The sequence below is a fragment of the Chryseobacterium sp. OSA05B genome, from assembly GCF_019970065.1.
Taxonomy (GTDB): domain Bacteria; phylum Bacteroidota; class Bacteroidia; order Flavobacteriales; family Weeksellaceae; genus Chryseobacterium.
The window spans coordinates 606,431-625,136 of the sequence record NZ_JAHXYH010000003.1 but is presented as its reverse complement, the minus strand read 5'-3'; the positions used below and the strand labels follow the sequence as shown (position 1 = coordinate 625,136).

The window sequence follows — 18,706 nt, the reverse complement described above, 5'->3', positions numbered from 1 at the left end:
AATCAATAATGTTTTCTCAAGGATGATGATCAGCAGAGGATTCATTAACATCAATTTTATACCAAAATAATCTTTTAAATTAAACCTTATAGGTTTTTAAAACCTATAAGGTTTGAATTCAGGTCTTATGATCTGAAATATTTTTATTTAATAATTCTTTCCAATACCCAATCAATAAGGTTTTTCTCAGAAGCATGGTGATCCGCAGAGAATTCTCCACGTCTTCTGTTGGCAATAACATTATTCACGGTAATCGCTTTGTGGCCTAATAACTTTGAAAGGGCATAGATCGCTGAGGTTTCCATTTCAAAGTTGGTTACCCCAAGATCATTTAATGTTTCTAAGAACTTGTCGTCAAGTGCCTTTAAACGAAGCTGTCTTCCCTGTGGAGCATAGAATCCCGGGAAAGTAGCCGTGTTACCGTGGTATTTGGCATCTTTGTAATATTCCCCCATTTCCTCTGCCCAGTCTGAGAAATAAAGCATTGGTTTGATTTTTTCATACGGGAATTTCTCCACAAAGTTTTTCGAAAATTCGTTCTCAAAGCTGTAATCCTGATAGAAATGCATCAGGCCGTCAAGACCTACCACATTTTGTGTTACCAGCATATTATCTACCTGTACATCCGGATTTACACTTCCACACGTTCCCATACGGAAAAGCTCAAGGGCTTTGTGCTCAGTTTTGAATTCTTTGTTCTGAAGATCAATATTCACCAAAGCATCAAGCTCATTCATCACGATATCGATGTTTTCAGTTCCGATACCGGTAGACATTACGGTAATTCTTTCTCCACGCAACGTTCCGGTGTGGGTATAGAATTCTCTTTTATTTTTTTTGATCTCTACTTTGTCAAAATACTTTGAAACTTTCGCTACTCTGTCCGGATCTCCCACAAGGATGATCTTATCAGCAATATCTTCAGGCAAAAGATTTAAGTGGTATACACTTCCGTCATCATTCAGAACCAGTTCTGAGGCAGCAAGTTTGTTTAGCATAATAATATAATTTTTTGTTTTTTTAATCGATGAAAATAGCGTCTTTGTAAGGTGATCCGGCCAGGTCATAGATCGTGTCATATTCCTCTACGATTCTTTTCTGTCCCTGGAATATTTCATAAACAGTGATAATGGTTTTCTCGAAGTTTTTCGGATCTTTTCGCTGCGTGGTGATTTCGTAGAACTTATCTCCCTTTTTCATAACAGAAACCATTTCTTCTTTAGTAGAATTGTTGGAAGTCATCATTCCAGGAAAATCCATCACAATATCCTTAAGGTCCGTGTAATTTTTATAAGGTTTTGTTACCCCGTTTGAATACACATAAACATTAGGTACGGGTTTGTCTTCTTGCAGACGTATCAGGTAATAATCGTTACCTTTCTTCTCTGCATAAACCGCCATTTCTTTGTTTTTCTTTTTCTGTGAAAATGAAAGAACTGAAAGGAAACTCGCCGCAACAGCGAATAGTAATTTTGTTTTCATAATAATATTTTGTTTTAATGTGCTGAAATGATGTTAAAAAAAATCCTCGCCCAATATCTTTCGTCATCATTTTTTAAACCGGCTTGAAGAAGTCATCCGTCCTTAAGTATAATGAATTTTGATTTCGGGGTTTAAAATTAATAAAAATATTTCTATAAGAAACTGCTGTTTGTAGATTTTTACGCTTTTAAAATAGCTTTGTCAAATTGTAAATTAACCTGAATTCGGGATAAAACATTTTTTTTAGATTTTAGCAGCTCATGACATTTCGGAATGTAAGTTTTGGCATTCAAATCAGGAACTGCTTTTATACATCCCTATACTAGATTAATTTCAAAACGTGAGCTTGAGATTTTTTTTACGCAAAGTTTGATTTTTATAATGTGAAATTTTAAGGCTGCAAAGGCAGGATCAATTTCATTAATTCTACGAAGTGACCTTCTTATCCATATAGCTTCATCAGGAACGCAGTCGCACTCTTTGCCTTCCTCAAAACTAAGCACTTTTTAAAATAATCTTTGCGTAAAAAAAACATGATATATTTTCACGCAAAGAAATGGATTCGATGAAGTGAATATTGTACACATATAATTTCATCTGCGAGGCAGATTACGCTGATCACACAAATTTATTTCTTAATTATAGTCGTGTTATTTGTGAACTTATTCGTGAAATTTATGTTTAAAAGCGCTTTATTTTTTCAGTCCTTGTGGTAAAACGTAAACATTTTTTAATCTAGCGTTAAACTTGTCATAACATCGGAACGGTACTTTTGCCGCTAAAAATTCATGAGATTGTATCCGCTGCTAGCTGTGATTGTGTTGATAGGTTTTGCTGTCATGTCTTTTAACCCGATTGATAAGGGAGAAGAAAATGAAAATACCTTTGTCAATAAAGGTCTGTCGGATTTTAAAAACAGACTTGACCGGCTGAAATCAGATGTATACAAATTCTCTGATGACCAGATTTCTATTGAAGAGCTCCGGAATTCTTTAAGCGCTACAAGGAATTCATTTAAAGAAGTGGAATTTTATATCGCTTATCATTATCCCGAATTCACAAAAATACACCTTAATGCCGCACCGCTTTTTCATATAGAAGCTGCGGGTACTTCAGCGTATACATTACCACCGGAAGGACTTCAGGTACTGGATGAACTGATCTTTTCCGATGAAGCCGGAGACGAAAAAGAAAAGATAAAAACCATTACAGATTTTCTGTACAACTCCTATTCCAGCTTTTATCTGAGCACCGTAAAGAACGGTTTAAGCCGTGGTAACAATAAGACATTACCATTGAGGATTGAACTGATCAGAATTTATACTCTTGGTGTGACAGGTTTTGATACGCCTGGTTCCCTGAATATTTCTGAAGAAGCCAGCCATGCCCTGACAGGAATTAAAAAATACATCAACGACGATGCTTATTTTAAAAATTATGATGTTCAGAAAGCCAATCAGATTCTGACCGAAGGAATTAATTATCTGTCAGCGAACAAAGATTTTGAAACTTTTGACCGGATTGAATTTTACAAAAAATATATTCAGCCGCTTTATGAAGAATTTGGAAAATGGGACGGAAGAGCGGATGATCTCAAAGAATTTTCAGGCTGGAATGTAAAGAGTAAAAATCTTTTCAGCAGCGATTTCCTGAATCCGTATTTCTACACATTGCTGCAGTCTTCAGAAGATAATGCAGACCTCCGCAGCTTAGGGAAAACAATTTTCTATGATCAGAATTTAAGCCAAAACGGTAAAATGAGTTGTGCAGCGTGTCATCTGCAGGAAAATGCTTTTACAGATCTTAAAGCTAAATCACCGAGCAATGTGGAAGGGAAAACGGTGTTAAGAAATTCTCCGTCTCTGTATAATGCCGTTTTTGCGAAAAGATTTTTCTACGACCTTCGTGCATTTTACCTGGAACAACAGGCAGAACACGTGATATACAACGATGATGAATTCAATACCAGCTACGAAGACATTATTAAAAAATTGAAAACAAAACCTGAGTACAAAAAAGCTTTTCGCTCAGCCTTTAAAGATGGTAAAATAAATAAAGAAAACTTTTCTAAAGCATTAAGTTCCTACGCTGCTTCCCTGTATTCTTTTGACAGTGATTTTGACCGTTTTATGCGAAATGAAAAAGACGTTTCTGATGATGTGAAAAAAGGCTACAACCTGTTTATGGGAAAAGCCAATTGCGCTACATGTCACTTTGCTCCGCATTTTTCCGGTCTTGTACCTCCGTTCTTTAACGAAAACGAATCTGAAGTTTTAGGCATAACCACAAAACCGATCAACCAGCTTCCCATTGAACTGGATCCCGATCTGGGAAGAGGAAACAGCCCCGTGAAAAAGGAAAAATCATGGATCTACGATTATTCTTTCAAAACAGTTACCGTAAGAAATATAGCGCTTACAAAACCTTATTTCCACAATGGCGCTTTCAATACACTGGAAGAGGTAATGGATTTCTACAATGAAGGCGGAGGAGAAGGGCTTGGTTTAAAAATGAAAAACCAAACACTGCCACCGGATAAACTTGAACTTACCAAAACGGAAATTAAACAAGTCATTGCATTCCTGAATGCTCTGACGGATATTAGCAAAGCTAAGTGATGTTTGAGAGTTTGAGTGTCGGAGAGTTTTAGAGTAGATTAGTAATAAAGAGTATGAATGTCAATAATGGATAGGGTTTTAACGATAAATATAAACTGTGTCATAGATTTAATACTTCCAGTCAAATAATCTTTATCCTAATTTATAAAAACTTTTGCAGTCCTCAAACTCTCTGACGCTCCAACTCAAAGGCGTTATTTAACAATTATTTAATCCCCTTAACATTAGGTTCCAGATTAATTAATATTCCCCGATCTATATTTAAAGTCCTATTAACAGAGGTGCCGCGCTAAAAAAATAGTTTTGCAGAGTCTAATAAATCAATAAGAAATGAAGAAAAAATTACTTACAATTGCGGCGTTGGCAATGGTTGCCGGCTTTAGCTTACAGGCGCAGACTTTTTTATTCAACAAAAACTCTTCCTGGAGCTATAAAGATAACAATCAGGCTCTGGCAGATCTATGGAAAGACCAGACTTTTGATATCTCTGCATGGACCACAGGAAACGGACCTTTAGGATATGGGGATCCCGTGACCACCACCATCAGCTCAGGTCTTACAGCAGCTTATTTTGCTAAAGATTTTACAGTGGATTTGTCAACCCTTTCAGATAATATGGAACTGGGAGTGATGAGAGATGACGGAATCGTTGTTTATCTGAATGGAGTTGAGGTGGTGAGAGATAATATGCCTGCAGGGACTATTGCTTTCAATACGCCTTCCGTTACAACAATTGATGGAGCAGCGGAGAGCGTTTATAATATTTTCTCTATTCCGAAATCTAAATTTGTAAACGGAACCAACAGAATTTCCGTAGAACTTCACAACAGAACAGGAACCAGCTCAGATCTTAGAATTGATGCTTATTTAAAAACAACGACTACAGTGACGCCTCCTCCGGCATGTACAGGAACGCATATCAGCTGTTTTACGTCTATAGTTCCTACAGCACAAACCAATAAACTGATTATTCCGGCAGAACATAAATACCAGCTTATCTTAAAAGAAGGCGACAATTACACTGAAGGCGGTGGAATGGTAGGAGGTCAGAATGACTTTACGGGCTATGTTGCTAAAACAGGAAGCAGCACCAACGGATATCTTTCGGTAAACCACGAAACGAATCCTGGAGGAGTTACGATGGCTGAAATTAATTATAATGCCTCTACAAAACTTTGGCAGCTGACAAGATCAAGAGCGGTAAGCTTCTCAGATCCAAGTTTGGTTCAGACGATCAGAAACTGCTCGGGTGGAGTTACGCCTTGGGGAACAATTGTTACAGCAGAAGAATCTGTGACTTCCAATGATGTGAACAGCGATGGGTATAAAGATTACGGATGGTTAGTGGAAATCGATCCGGCTACGGCTCAGGTTTCTTCTAAAAATACGGACGGATCCAAAGGAAAATTGTGGCAGATGGGAATTATGAACCATGAGAATGTTGTGGTCAATAATGCAGGAACTACAGCGTATTACGGAGAAGATGGCGGGACACATATGGTCTATAAATATGTAATGGATACTCCGAACAATCTGGCTTCAGGAAATCTTTATGTATTAAAATTAGATCAGGGATTAAGCGCTTCTGGAGATCCGGTAGGAACTACAGCCACATGGATTCAGGTTCCGAATAAAATAAAAGCAGATCAGAATAATACCACAGCACTTGCTCAGTCATTAGGAGGAACAAGATTTAACGGAGTGGAAGATGTAGACATCAGCCCGTTGGATGGAAAAATCTATTTTACAGCAAAAGGATTAGATAAAATCTACCGTCTTCAGGATAACGGAACTACGGCTTCTCAGGTTGAAACTTTTGCAGGAGGTGGTTCTACATCTTATTCTTTCAACACGCCACAGGGAATGAAAAGTGAAGCTTGGGGTGACGGAAATGATAACCTGACGTTTGATGAGCTTGGAAACCTTTGGGTTCTTCAGGATGGAGGTAAAAATTACATCTGGGTAATTGCTCCGGATCATACGCAGGCTAATCCTAAAGTGAGATTGTTCGCTTCAATGCCGGCAGGATCTGAGCCTACAGGACTGACATTTACACCTGATCATAAATTCGGTTTCTTCTCAATCCAACATCCGGATTCTACGATTTCTACAGATATCGATGCTACAGGAAACACGATTGATTACAGAGGAAAATCTGCTACGATTGTTATTGCTTTAAAACAAAACTTAGGAACGGCAGGATCATTGGGAACAGTTGAAACCCACAATGCAGAAAATACGGTTGAGGTAGCTCCGAATCCTACTTCAGGAATGGTTAAAATCAATTCTCCAAAAGGATTGAAAGACATTTCTGTAACGGCATACAGCATGGATGGAAAAATCGTGTATACGAAGAAGTTCAGTGGAGTCAACAGATCATTGGATCTTGACTTTACGAATCAGCTTGAAGGATCCCGTATTTTGGTTCTGAATATCGAAGCAGACGGAGGTTTCCAGAAAACTGTGAAATTAGTTAAAAAGTAAATTATTAATACTCATTTCGGGCGGCGGCGAAGCCGCCGCCCGAAATTTATCTCTATGAAAAAGCTTGTTCTATTGATTTCCGTCTGCTCTCTTTGTCTCACAAAGGCACAGATTGATCCTGTAAAATATCCTACATTTACGAGTATTGATGAGGCTCTAAACAGTAAAAATACCGTTTACAGTATGAGTTTCCGGGAAAAAGGATTGTTTAATCTTCCTCCGAAAATCTCGAAACTGAACTCCCTGTTCTTTCTGAATATCATGGGAAATAAGCTTGAAAAAATGGATCAGGAAATCTTTGCTTTAAGTGAACTGGAGATTTTAAATGTGAATGAAAACAGCATCAAGTACATTCCTGATGAAATAGGAAACCTGAAAAAGCTGAACACATTCTCTATGAATCTCAACAGCCTGACAAGTATTAATCCTAATATTGCAAAGCTTCAAAACTTAAAGGTAGTACATTTTGATGCCAATAACCTGAATGTTTTTCCCGAAGCATTGATGGAAATTCCTGCTTTGGAAGAAATTAACCTTCAGGGAAATCAGATCAGCAGTATTGCTGACCGTTTAGGCAAGATCAAAAACCTTAAATTTTTAAACCTGTCTGAAAATCAGATCAACGACTTGGGAAACCTTTCTTTTCCTAAGCATTTAAAATACCTGGAGCTGCAGCAGAATGCTATTGTAAAGCTGCCGGAAAATCTGTTTAAGGCAAAAAATCTTGAATTTTTGAATGCAAGTGACAATCATATTACAGAATTATCCCCCGGAATAAAGGGACTAAAAAATATAACCAGTATGAATCTGGCTAATAATAATCTGAAAGACATTCCTGCTGAGATCGGGCAGCTGAAAAAGCTTAAAACCCTTATTCTTACAGGAAACCCTATAGAAAAAACAAAGATTGAACGGTTAAAAAGCCTGATGCCGGACACCCAGATCTACTTCTAGATCTATCCGCCGACTCTTTTGGTTTTATATCCCATTTCTTTAAGGATATCCATTATTTTATCACGATTATCGCCCTGAATAATGATCGTTCCATCTTTCTCTGAACCGCCTATTCCCAGGGTGGTTTTTATTTTTTTTGAAATTTTCTTCAAATCTTCTTCAGTGCCTTCCCAGCCTTCAACAATCGTTACAGGCTTACCGTTTCTACCTTTCTTCTCAAATTTGCACACCAAAGGTTCATGCTGCTTAAATTCTTCTTTAGGCATCTCAAAATCCTTTTCCTCATGTTCAGGAAAAAGGTTCTTTAACTGATCTCGTAAATCCATAAAGCAAAATTAAATGTTTAAACACAAATATCAAAAATAATTTTTCACAAATAGCACCGCTCATTCCCATCAACAATCTCATCATCCGTGAAAATCTACGAAATCCGGAGTTTAAAAAACAAAACTTAGTTGCAGCATTACAAATAATTTCCACCAATAACCACAATAATTCAAACCAAATAAAATTTAAAAATCTGAGCCATCAGCCAAATCTGTGGGAAATAAAAAATGTGTCGTAATCATATATTTCATGGTTCATGGCATGTATTGTTTTCCGCTGATATTTGCAAAATAAACCTTTCAAATTCTTCCATTCATCGGAAATTAGGTAAATTTGTGTAACAAAAAGTTATACGAAATGTCAAAAAAAGCAATATTAGCAATCCTTGACGGATGGGGACTGGGAACGAATCCAGAAGTTTCTGCCTTAGACAAAGCAAACACTCCATTTATAGACAGCTGTTATCAAAAATATCCACATACCACACTTGAAGCCAGCGGTCTGGCTGTAGGACTTCCTGCGGGACAGATGGGGAATTCTGAAGTAGGACACATGAATCTTGGCGCAGGAAGAGTGGTCTATCAGAATCTTGTAAAACTGAATATGGCCGTTGAGAACGGAACTCTGGGACAGCAGCAGATCATTCAGGATGCCTTTGAATACGCTAAAAGAGAAAATAAAAAACTACACTTCATCGGACTCGTTTCCAATGGAGGAGTACACTCACATATTAATCACCTGAAGGGCTTATTAACAGCCGCTCAGGAATTCGGACTGCATGAAAATGTTTTTGTCCATGCATTTACAGATGGAAGAGACTGCGATCCACATTCAGGGCTTGGATTTATAGAAGAGCTTCAGGATCATATGGCGACAACGGTAGGTAAACTGGCAACGGTAATCGGAAGATATTACGCCATGGACCGTGATAAGAGATGGGAGCGCGTAAAACTGGCTTATGATGCCATGGTAGATGGAGTAGGGCTGCAGACAACAGATGCTTTAGCTGCCATTAAATCTTCTTATGACCATAATGTGACCGATGAGTTCTTAAAGCCTATTATTCTTGTTAATACCACAGAAACAGGAAATATCGTTCCGGTAGCTAAAATTATTGATGGCGACGTAGTAATCTGTTTCAATTTCCGTACAGACAGAGGCCGTGAGATCACGGAAGTTCTTTGCCAGAAAGATTTCCCGGACTTTTTTATGCGTAAACTGAACCTTCATTATATTACTTTAACCAATTATGACAAAACCTATCATAATGTACAGGTTGTATTTGATGAAGAAGTACTGAAGGAAACCATGGGCGAAATCCTTGAGAGAAACGGTAAAACGCAGATCAGAATTGCTGAAACGGAAAAATATCCTCACGTAACATTCTTCTTCTCAGGAGGTCGGGAGGAAGTATTCAACGGGGAAAGAAGACTGCTGTGTCCAAGTCCGAAAGATGTTCCTACCTATGATCTTAAGCCGGAAATGTCTGCATATGATATCACAAATATTATCGTACCCGAGCTTGAAAACGGAACCGCTGATTTTGTATGCCTGAATTTTGCCAATACCGATATGGTAGGCCACACCGGAGTTTTTGAAGCTGCTGTAAAAGCCGCGGAAACCGTAGATAAATGCATTGAAAAAGTAGCCACAGCCGCTTACGAGAACGGATATGCCGTATTTATTCTGGCAGATCACGGAAATTCAGATGTAATGATCAACCCGGATGGAACACCAAACACGCAGCATTCCACGAATCTGGTACCATTTATTGTAATGGATAAAGACCATACCTGGAACCTGAAGCCTGGAAAACTGGGTGATGTAGCTCCGACTATTTTAAAAGTAATGGGAGTAGAAATTCCGGAAATAATGACAGGAGATATTTTAGTTAGCTAAAAATTCAATAATAATGTCCTAAAAATGCCGTTATTATATAGATGGCGGCATTTTTGTATGATTTATGTCAGTCATTGTATGAGTTGCATATGTTATTATGCGGCAAATAATAAATAAATCATATCTTTGTAAATTAAAATCCATATAGTAAAATGTATCAAAAGCTTGTCAGAAAAGAAGTAATGGGAATATTGGAAAAGGAGGTTGGTTCTTTTCTGGATAAATTTTTAACGCCAATTGAAAAAATCTGGCAGCCTTCCGATTATCTTCCGGATCCGTCAAGTGCTGATTTTAAATATGATCTGGAAGAAATTCAGACTTTTGCCCGTGAAATGCCTTATGATCTTTTCGTAACGCTTATCGGAGACTGTATCACTGAGGAAGCTTTGCCTTCTTATGAGTCATGGTTGATGGGCGTAGACGGAGTGGACCAGGAGCAGAAAGAAATCGGCTGGGCAAACTGGGTAAGAGCATGGACCGGTGAAGAGAACAGACATGGAGATCTTTTGGGCAAATATCTTTATTTGTGTGGAAGAGTAAATATGAGAGAATTGGAAGTGACCACTCAATATTTAATTAATGACGGTTTCGATTTAGGAACCAGTATGGATCCTTACAGAAACTTCGTTTATACAAGCTTTCAGGAAACGGCCACCAATATCTCTCACAGAAGAGTAGGGACATTGGCCAAACAGTCTGGAAACGGAAAATTGGCGAAAATGTGTGGTGTGATTGCAGCAGATGAGGCAAGACATGCAAAAGCGTACAAATATTTCGTTGCTAGAATTTTAGAAATAGATCCGTCAGAAATGATCCTGGCATTTGAAGATATGATGCGTAAAAAGATCGTAATGCCGGCTCACATGATGAGACAGTCTGGTCAGAAAGCCGGAGAGCTTTGGGGGCATTTCTCGGATGCGGCACAAAGATGTATGGTCTATACAGGTCAGGATTATATCAACATTATGAAAGACTTATTGGATGAATGGAAGATTGAGCATATAAAAGGTCTTAATGAAAAAGCTGAAAAAGCTCAGGAATATTTAATGAAACTTCCTTCCAGACTTCAGAAAATTACAGACAGAATTTCAACGCCGGATTTACAGTTCCAGTTTAAATGGGTGAAAAGCTAGTTCCGGATTATCATTAAATTATAAAAACTTAAGAGTGCCATCGTTTTCGGCACTCTTTTTATTTCTTATCTTTGCAAAGCTAAAAAAGGTGCAAAATGTTAAATAATAAAAAAATTGCTGTTGATTTTGACGGAACTATCGTAGACGACGCATATCCGGCAATTGGAAAAGCAAAAATCTTCGCTTTCGAAACATTAAAAAGACTTCAGGCAGAAGGATACAGATTAATCCTTTGGACATACAGACATGGAAAGACTTTGGATGAAGCTGTAGAATTCTGTAAAAACAATGGAATTGAATTTTATGCGGTGAACTCAAGCTTTGAAGGGGAGGTCTTCGATTCTGAAAATCAATCCAGAAAATTAGATGCAGACTGGTTCATCGATGACAGAAATCTTGGAGGATTTCCGGGATGGGGCGAAATTTACAATATTATCCAGGACAGAATAGAATTCCGTGTAGAAGGAAAAGAAGTGCTGGCTTACTCAAAACTTAAAAAAGAAAAGAAAAAAGGACTTTTCTGGTAAAATTTTAAAACAGAGGTTAGAAACCAGAGATTAGAAATTAGTTTTTTAATGCTGTTTCTTTGTTTAAAACTTTATCAGAAAACCGTAGATGCTCAGAAAGGTCTGATTTAATCATAGTTTAAAATGTACATTAAGTTGTAGTCTAACTTCTGACATCTAATATCTAACATCTAAAAAAAATGATTCAATTAAAAACAATAGAGGAATTACGCCTCATGAAGGAGAGTGCACACCTGGTATCAAAAACACTGGGAATGCTGGCCAAAGAAATAAAACCGGGAATCAATACCTTATATCTAGATAAGCTGGCTCATGATTTTATCAAAGATCACGGAGCTGAACCTGCTTTCTTAGGATATGGCGGTTTCCCGAATTCTTTATGTATTTCTCCGAATGATCAGGTAGTTCACGGTTTTCCCAATAATGATATTATCCAGGAAGGAGATGTTCTTTCCGTAGACTGTGGGGTGGTTTTGAACGGTTTCGTGGGAGATCATGCCTATACTTTTGAGATCGGGGAAGTGAAAACTGAGGTTAAAAAATTATTGCAGGTAACCAAAGAATCTCTTTATAAAGGAATTGCACAGTGTGTGAGAGGAAAAAGGATAGGAGATATTTCCCATGCGATTCAGACGCACTGTGAAAAAGAAGGTTACGGTGTCGTAAAAGAGCTTGTAGGGCATGGTCTTGGAAGAAAAATGCATGAAGATCCACAGGTTCCGAATTACGGAAAACAGGGAAGTGGAAAAGTCATCAAAGACGGTCTTGCCATAGCGATTGAACCCATGGTGAATCTTGGTACCGAAAAAGTGAAATTCCATAATGACGGCTGGACAGTAACCACTCTGGACAATCTGCCTTCTGCGCATTTTGAGCATGATGTAGCAGTGATCAATGGTAAACCGGTACTGCTTTCCACATTCAAATATGTTTACGAAGCTTTGGGCATCGTAAGTGATGAAGAGAAGCCATTCCAATTGGATTTTTAATGAAAAAAGTAACCAAATTTTTACTGAATAAAATACCCCGCCCGATGCTTATTAAAATGAGTATCTGGGCCAGACCCCTTATTTATCAGTTTTTCAAAGGAGATCATTTTTATGATCCTATCGATGGAAAATCTTACCGGAAATTCCTTCCTTACGGTTATGGAAAACAACGTGAAAATGCATTGTCTCCGGGAACGTTGAGTTTGGAGAGGCATCGCCAGATGTGGCTGTATCTTCAGAATGAGACCGATTTTTTTATTAAGAATGCAAAAGTTTTGCATATTGCTCCTGAACAGGAATTTCTAAGGAAATTTAAGATGATGAAAAATCTGGATTATATTTCTGCAGACCTGTATTCGCCAATCGTTGACGTAAAAGCCGATATCCTTGATCTGCCTTTTGCTGATGAAAGCTTTGACATTGTTTTTTGCAACCATGTGTTGGAACATATAGAAGACGATGCTAAAGCGATCAGTGAGCTTTACAGAGTGATGAGGCCGGGCGGCTGGGGAATTTTCCAGGTTCCGATGCGGAATTCTCTGGAGAAAACCTATGAAGATTTTTCTATCAAAGATCCGAAAGAACGTCAGAAACATTTCGGGCAGTACGACCACGTCCGCTGGTACGGAATGGATTATTTTGACCGTTTGAGGAAAGCCGGTTTTGAAACAGAACCGAATTTCTACTCTCAGAATTTTTCAGAAGAAGAAATTAGAAAATACGGGTTGAGACACAACGAGATCTTACCTGTAGTTTTCAAGAAATAAAACAATATCCCCGTCTTCAGATTCGAAGACGGGGATATTTAATATAGATAGAAGTCGTTAAGTTGATATTAGTGAGAAACAGATTTCAATCCTACTACAGAACCGATTAAGGTCATGATGAAAAATACTCTCCAAAAGCTTACAGGATCCTTAAAGAAGAAAATTCCCATCAGGGCTGTTCCTACCGCACCTATTCCCGTCCAAACCGCGTAGGCTGTTCCGATAGGCAGTGTTTGAGTAGCTTTGATCAGTAATACCATACTGATTGTCATGGTTACCAGAAATCCGGCGTACCAGTAATACATCTCAGATCCTGAACTTTCTTTGGCTTTTCCTAAGCAGGACGCAAAGGCCACCTCAAATAATCCGGCGATGATTAAAATAATCCAATTCATTTTTTTGATTTTCTCTCCTGCAAATTTCCGCATTTGAAAGGAGAAACAATTTTACATTTGTTAAAAAAAAGATTTATTTGTCAGAAAGTCGGAAGCTGGAAGAGGGAAGTTATTAAACCCGAAAGAACAACTGCAGTGCAAAATTTATTCGTTTTTAAGGAAGTTGTCAAAAATGAATGACTAATAGTAACTTCCCTCTTCCGGCTTCAAGCTTTCCTATTTTATTTCTGCCCGGATTCTGCTCAAGCTCACCTGCGTAATTCCAAGATAGGACGCAATATGACCCAGCTGAACTCTTTTCAGGAGATCCGTTTTATTGGTCATGAGGTCTTTATATCTTTCCAGGGATGTTTTAAACTGTCTTGAAATGATCAGCTCTTCCGTTTTCACCAGCTCTTTTTCTGCAAATTTTCTTCCCCAGTTGGCGATGTGAATATCTTCGTTGAACAGTTTCCTGAGACTTTCCGTTTCCAGGATGTACAGGTCGCAGTCTTCCAGCAGTTCAATGCTTTCATAACCCGGTTTATCTTCCACATAGCTTTTCATGGATACGATGGTTTCCCCTTCACTTCCGAACCAGAACGTAATATCATTATCGGCTGTAGAAGCATAAGCACGGACGATGCCTTTCCTGATAAAATAGATATGAGGAATGATCTTATCCGCTTCCATGAGGCAGAAAGATTTGGGATGGGATACTTCCGTGATGTGCTTTTTCAAAGAGGCTTTGGAGGCTTCAGGAAGTACGTCAATACGGTCTAGAATCTGGTCTATATCCATAAAGTGAATTATAAGGTCAAAAGTATTGGTTTTAGGAGATGCAATACAACTGTATTGGATTTAATTTCTAAATTAATCAGATAAATATAGGAATGGAATCTTCCAAATCAATAGCATCCACAGATTTTTTTAAGCGGATAAAGCTTTTTTCTTTTTTAAAAACCGACTTATACGGTGAAGACCAGTTTTGTTTTACTAACTTTGCAGTTCGTAATATTATTTATATGCATAAAGCTGGATTTGTAAACATAGTCGGAAAGCCTAATGCCGGAAAATCTACCTTATTAAATCAGTTGATGGGAGAGAAACTGGCGATAGTAACGCAGAAGGCTCAGACAACCCGCCACAGAATTTTTGGAATTTATAATGAAGAGGACCTGCAAATTGTATTTTCAGATACTCCCGGAGTTTTAGACGCGAAGTATGGTCTTCAGGAGAAAATGATGGATTTTGTAAAAGATTCTTTACAGGATGCCGATGTATTTTTATTCATTGTAGACGTCACTGACAAAGCTGAACCTTCAGGATTTTTAATTGATAAACTGAACAAGATCCCGGTTCCCGTATTGCTTCTACTGAATAAAGTAGATCAAACCAACCAGGAAGGTCTTGAAAAATTAGTAGAGGAGTGGCACAACAGGATTCCAAAAGCTGAGATCCTTCCTATTTCTGCCCTCAATGCTTTTAATACAGATATCATTCTGCCGAAATTAAGATCTCTGCTTCCGGAGAGCCCTCCTTATTATGACAAGGAACAATATACCGATAAGCCTGAAAGGTTTTTCGTAAACGAAGCTATCCGTGAGAAAATCCTTTTAAATTATGAGAAAGAAATTCCTTATTCTGTAGAGGTCGTGACCGAACAGTTTAAAGAAAAAGAAGGAATTATTTTCATCGATTCTATTATTTATGTGGAAAGAGATACCCAAAAAGGAATTATCATCGGACACAAAGGAGAGGCGATCAAAAAAGTAGGAACTGAAGCCAGGTTGGATCTGGAAAGATTCTTTTCCAAGAAAATACATTTGAACCTTTTTGTGAAAGTAAAAAAAGACTGGCGTAAAAACGACAGAGATTTGAAAAATTTCGGGTACAGATAAACTAAAAACGCTTGTGATTCCGTTCTATTAAAAGATTTTTATTACCTTTAGTCTAAATTTTTAGTAAATGAACTATTTCAAGTCAAATTCCAGCTCAGTACCTAAAGATATTATTTTATTCGTAGTGAGAGTGTTTGTAGGTTTTGCGATGCTTTCTCACGGTTTTCCTAAGCTTCAGATGCTTCTGGAAGGCGGTAAAATAGAATTCTATGACTTTTTAGGATTAGGTCCTTTGGTGACACTGGTTCTTACGGTTATTGCTGAATTTGCCTGTTCAATACTCCTTATTTTAGGACTTTTTACAAGGATTTCCCTGGGTTTTCTTATCTTCACAATGGTCATAGCCGCTTTCATGGTGCATGGAGCAGATCCTTTTGAGAAAAGAGAAATGAGTCTTATTTATCTGTCCGTTTATCTTCTCCTGATGGCTTTTGGCGCTGGAAAGGTTTCGGTAGATCACATGATAGAAAAAAGAAGAAGAGCTTCAGACTGGTAATTCAGTCTTGAAAATATAAAGAAAGAGCATTAGACAACTAATGTTCTTTCTTATTTTTATTAAGGTTTACAAGGCAGCGAAGACCAAACACAGGTCCATTTAATAATGTCGTTTTCATCTACTCCGGCCACGCATGGCCTGTATCCTGTAGGACATGAAGGGACCTGTCCTCCGATAATCTCCTTTAAATCTCCCTTAGATAATTTCTTTAAATTTTTCATAGTAAGTATTTTGATTATTTGATAATGCTAATATAAAATTATTTAATTATATCACAATAACGGGTATTAAATTTACATGTTTTAGTTATATTCTAAAAATCACTACATTCGTAGAAAATGAATTTATATGAAGATAAAACTGACAATTTGCCTTCTGGCATTTCTCAATTTCTATGATGCCCAGGAGAATATTACTTATCAAAAACCTTCTGCTGAGATTCTGAAACTGGCAGACTACGAAAGACCCCCAAGCGTTCTCATGAACAGCAAAAAAGACTGGGTGGTTTTCACATACCGTCCAACCTATAAAACATTGGAAGATCTCAACCAGCAGGAAATGAAACTTGCCGGTTTAAGGATCAATCCGGTTACCAATATTTCAAGCAGTGCGACCTATTCGAATAATCTGAAGATCAGAAAGATCAATGATAAAAATGAAACTCAGGTAAGCAACCTTCCTGCTAATGCTAAAATTACATACACGTCATTTTCGCCGGACGAAAAGAAACTGGCATTTACCAATACTACTGCAAAAGGAGTAGAACTTTGGATAGTAGATATGGAAACAGCTTCTGCTAAAAAAATCACATCTGATAATCTGAATGCCAATTTAGGATCGCCTTACGTTTGGTATAATGATTCTCAGAGCATCCTGATCAGAACGCTTCCTCAGAACAGACCTGCTCTGATTGATGCCAGCAAAGATCTTCCTACGGGACCTATCGTTTCTACGGCAGACGGTAAAGTTTCTCAGAACAGAACGTATCAGGATCTTTTAAAAAATCCTCAGGATGAAAAGAACTTTGAGGTTCTTACGGCTTCTGAAATTTATAACGTAGATCTTAGTGGAAACCTTAAAAAAGTAAAAGCCCAGGACATGTATTCAGGTTTAAGCTTTTCTCCGGATGGGAACTACTTAATGGCAACTGTAATCAAAAAACCATTCTCCTATATTGTTCCGTTAAACAGATTCCCGCTGACAGCTACCGTTTATGATATGAAAGGAAATGCGGTAAAAGTAGTGAACGATGTTCCTTTGAATGAAATCATGCCGAAAGGATTCTCATCTGTCAGAGAAGGGAAAAGAAGCATGGGCTGGAGAAGCGATGCACCGGCAACCTTATTATTTGCTGAGGCACTGGATGGAGGTGACCAGTCTAAACCTGCTGAATACAGAGATGAGATCTTTACATGGGAAGCACCGTTTACTGCCGCTCCAAAATCATTCTTTAAGACAAAACAGAGGTATGAAGGCGTAAGCTGGACCAATGATCATTATGCCGTAGTTTCTGAAGGATGGTATGATACTAGGAATACAAAATCTTACCTGGTGGATCTTAATAACGGTGAATCTAAGATTTTTGATGACAGAAATTATCAGGATGTCTACAGTGACCCGGGGAATTTTAATACTACGAAAAACCAGTATGGAAGATATGTCATTGATATGAAAGGAGGAAAGACCTATCTTATTGGAGACGGATTTACCAAAGACGGACAGCATCCTTTTATCGACGAAATGGATGTGAAATCACTTAAAAAGAAAAGATTATACACTTCTAACGTTAAGAATGGTAAAGAAGAGATTATTGATATCTTAAATGCTTCGAAAGGTGAAATCTTAACGACTCAACAGTCTCCAAACCTTTATCCGAACTATTTTAAAAAGAATATTAAATCCAATAAAACAGAAGCAGTAACTCAATTTGCTAACCCTTTTGAAAGCATTAAAGATGTTTACAAAGAGGTGATCACCTACAAAAGAAATGACGGTGTTACTTTAACGGGAACGCTTTATCTGCCTGCTAATTACGACAGAAAAGCTAAGAAGGAAAAGCTTCCTTTACTGATCTGGGCTTATCCAACGGAATACAAGGATAAAAATACTGCTGGTCAGAATACCCAGAACCCGAATGACTTTACGTTCCCATACTACGGATCTTTCGTATACTGGACTACGAAAGGCTATGCGGTGCTGGATGACGCTGCATTTCCGATCATTGGAGAAGGAAAAACAGAGCCGAACGATACTTTCATTCCACAGCTGGTAGCAAACGCTGAAGCGGCGATCAACGCGGTGGATCAGTTAGGATATATTGACAAGAAAAAAGTGGCTGTAGGAGGACATTCTTATGGTGCTTTTATGACTGCCAATCTATTGACTCATTCCAAGCTTTTTGCATGTGGTATTGCCAGAAGTGGAGCATACAACAGAACGTTGACTCCATTTGGATTCCAGAGCGAGCAGAGAAATTACTGGGATATTCCGGAAATTTATAATACGATGTCTCCGTTCATGAACGCAGACAAGATGAAAACACCAATGCTTTTGGTTCATGGTGATGCGGACAATAACCCGGGAACTTTCACTTTGCAGACGGAAAGGTATTTCCAGGCTCTTAAAAATTTAGGAGCTCCTGTAAAAATGGTTCTTCTTCCGAAAGAAGCACATGGTTATGTAGCTAAAGAAAATATCTTACACCTTTTATGGGAACAGGATCAGTTCCTTGAGAAGTGTCTGAAGAAATAAAATA

The 18,706-nt window shown here is 38.0% G+C and carries 16 protein-coding genes; 11 read left to right on the top strand and 5 right to left on the bottom strand.

The features are described from left to right. Positions 1 to 143: 143 nt before the first annotated feature. On the bottom strand, positions 144 to 998 hold the full coding sequence (locus LC419_RS15050) for a nucleoside phosphorylase (RefSeq protein ID WP_223608133.1): 855 nt from the start codon (positions 996 to 998) through the stop codon (positions 144 to 146). Positions 999 to 1,020: 22 nt separating this feature from the next. Further along, a complete protein-coding gene (locus LC419_RS15045) occupies positions 1,021 to 1,482 on the bottom strand; it encodes a hypothetical protein (protein WP_223608132.1) in 462 nt (153 codons plus the stop codon). 788 nt (positions 1,483 to 2,270) lie between these two features. Between LC419_RS15045 and LC419_RS15040 the strand changes: the two genes are divergently transcribed. The 3 genes from LC419_RS15040 (at position 2,271) to LC419_RS15030 (ending at position 7,538) form a co-directional block, all read left to right on the top strand. Continuing rightward, on the top strand, positions 2,271 to 4,100 hold the full coding sequence (locus tag LC419_RS15040) for a cytochrome-c peroxidase (RefSeq protein ID WP_223608131.1): 1,830 nt from the start codon (positions 2,271 to 2,273) through the stop codon (positions 4,098 to 4,100). 330 nt (positions 4,101 to 4,430) lie between these two features. Further along, positions 4,431 to 6,584: an alkaline phosphatase PhoX gene (locus LC419_RS15035; protein WP_223608130.1), complete on the top strand. Its 2,154-nt coding sequence runs from the start codon at positions 4,431 to 4,433 to the stop codon at positions 6,582 to 6,584. A gap of 54 nt (positions 6,585 to 6,638) precedes the next feature. Continuing rightward, positions 6,639 to 7,538 (top strand): leucine-rich repeat domain-containing protein, encoded by a 900-nt coding sequence (locus tag LC419_RS15030; RefSeq protein ID WP_223608129.1) that lies wholly within the window; start codon positions 6,639 to 6,641, stop codon positions 7,536 to 7,538. Positions 7,539 to 7,540: 2 nt separating this feature from the next. Here LC419_RS15030 and LC419_RS15025 read toward each other — a convergent pair whose 3' ends face one another. Beyond that, positions 7,541 to 7,864, bottom strand: coding sequence for a translation initiation factor (locus LC419_RS15025; protein ID WP_223608128.1), 324 nt, complete (start codon positions 7,862 to 7,864; stop codon positions 7,541 to 7,543). 358 nt (positions 7,865 to 8,222) lie between these two features. Between LC419_RS15025 and gpmI the strand changes: the two genes are divergently transcribed. From gpmI to LC419_RS15000, 5 genes are all read left to right on the top strand, one after another. Further along, positions 8,223 to 9,764, top strand: a complete 1,542-nt coding sequence (gene gpmI / locus LC419_RS15020; RefSeq protein WP_223608127.1) for a 2,3-bisphosphoglycerate-independent phosphoglycerate mutase — start codon at positions 8,223 to 8,225, stop codon at positions 9,762 to 9,764. A 152-nt stretch (positions 9,765 to 9,916) separates the two neighbouring features. After that, on the top strand, positions 9,917 to 10,897 hold the full coding sequence (locus tag LC419_RS15015) for an acyl-ACP desaturase (RefSeq protein WP_223608126.1): 981 nt from the start codon (positions 9,917 to 9,919) through the stop codon (positions 10,895 to 10,897). A 95-nt stretch (positions 10,898 to 10,992) separates the two neighbouring features. Further along, positions 10,993 to 11,424: a BT0820 family HAD-type phosphatase gene (locus tag LC419_RS15010; protein ID WP_223608125.1), complete on the top strand. Its 432-nt coding sequence runs from the start codon at positions 10,993 to 10,995 to the stop codon at positions 11,422 to 11,424. A 179-nt stretch (positions 11,425 to 11,603) separates the two neighbouring features. Further along, positions 11,604 to 12,413, top strand: coding sequence for a type I methionyl aminopeptidase (gene map / locus LC419_RS15005; RefSeq protein WP_223608124.1), 810 nt, complete (start codon positions 11,604 to 11,606; stop codon positions 12,411 to 12,413). Continuing rightward, entirely contained in the window at positions 12,413 to 13,180 is a 768-nt protein-coding gene (locus LC419_RS15000; RefSeq protein WP_223608123.1) for a class I SAM-dependent methyltransferase, read from the top strand. Before map ends, LC419_RS15000 begins: the two co-directional genes overlap by 1 nt. A gap of 68 nt (positions 13,181 to 13,248) precedes the next feature. Here LC419_RS15000 and LC419_RS14995 read toward each other — a convergent pair whose 3' ends face one another. Together LC419_RS14995 and LC419_RS14990 are read right to left on the bottom strand one after the other, a co-directional pair. Then, positions 13,249 to 13,575 carry a multidrug efflux SMR transporter gene (locus LC419_RS14995; protein ID WP_223608122.1) on the bottom strand — a complete coding sequence of 109 codons (327 nt, stop codon included), beginning with the start codon at positions 13,573 to 13,575 and terminating at the stop codon, positions 13,249 to 13,251. A gap of 216 nt (positions 13,576 to 13,791) precedes the next feature. Beyond that, on the bottom strand, positions 13,792 to 14,355 hold the full coding sequence (locus LC419_RS14990; RefSeq protein WP_047453446.1) for a Crp/Fnr family transcriptional regulator: 564 nt from the start codon (positions 14,353 to 14,355) through the stop codon (positions 13,792 to 13,794). Positions 14,356 to 14,579: 224 nt separating this feature from the next. Here LC419_RS14990 and era point away from each other — a divergent pair, with 224 nt between their 5' ends. From era to LC419_RS14975, 3 genes are all read left to right on the top strand, one after another. Further along, on the top strand, positions 14,580 to 15,455 hold the full coding sequence (era, locus tag LC419_RS14985; protein ID WP_223608121.1) for a GTPase Era: 876 nt from the start codon (positions 14,580 to 14,582) through the stop codon (positions 15,453 to 15,455). A 67-nt stretch (positions 15,456 to 15,522) separates the two neighbouring features. Continuing rightward, positions 15,523 to 15,951 carry a DoxX family protein gene (locus tag LC419_RS14980; RefSeq protein ID WP_034727664.1) on the top strand — a complete coding sequence of 143 codons (429 nt, stop codon included), beginning with the start codon at positions 15,523 to 15,525 and terminating at the stop codon, positions 15,949 to 15,951. A gap of 348 nt (positions 15,952 to 16,299) precedes the next feature. Next, entirely contained in the window at positions 16,300 to 18,702 is a 2,403-nt protein-coding gene (locus LC419_RS14975; RefSeq protein WP_223608120.1) for a prolyl oligopeptidase family serine peptidase, read from the top strand. The last annotated feature ends 4 nt before the right edge of the window (positions 18,703 to 18,706 follow it).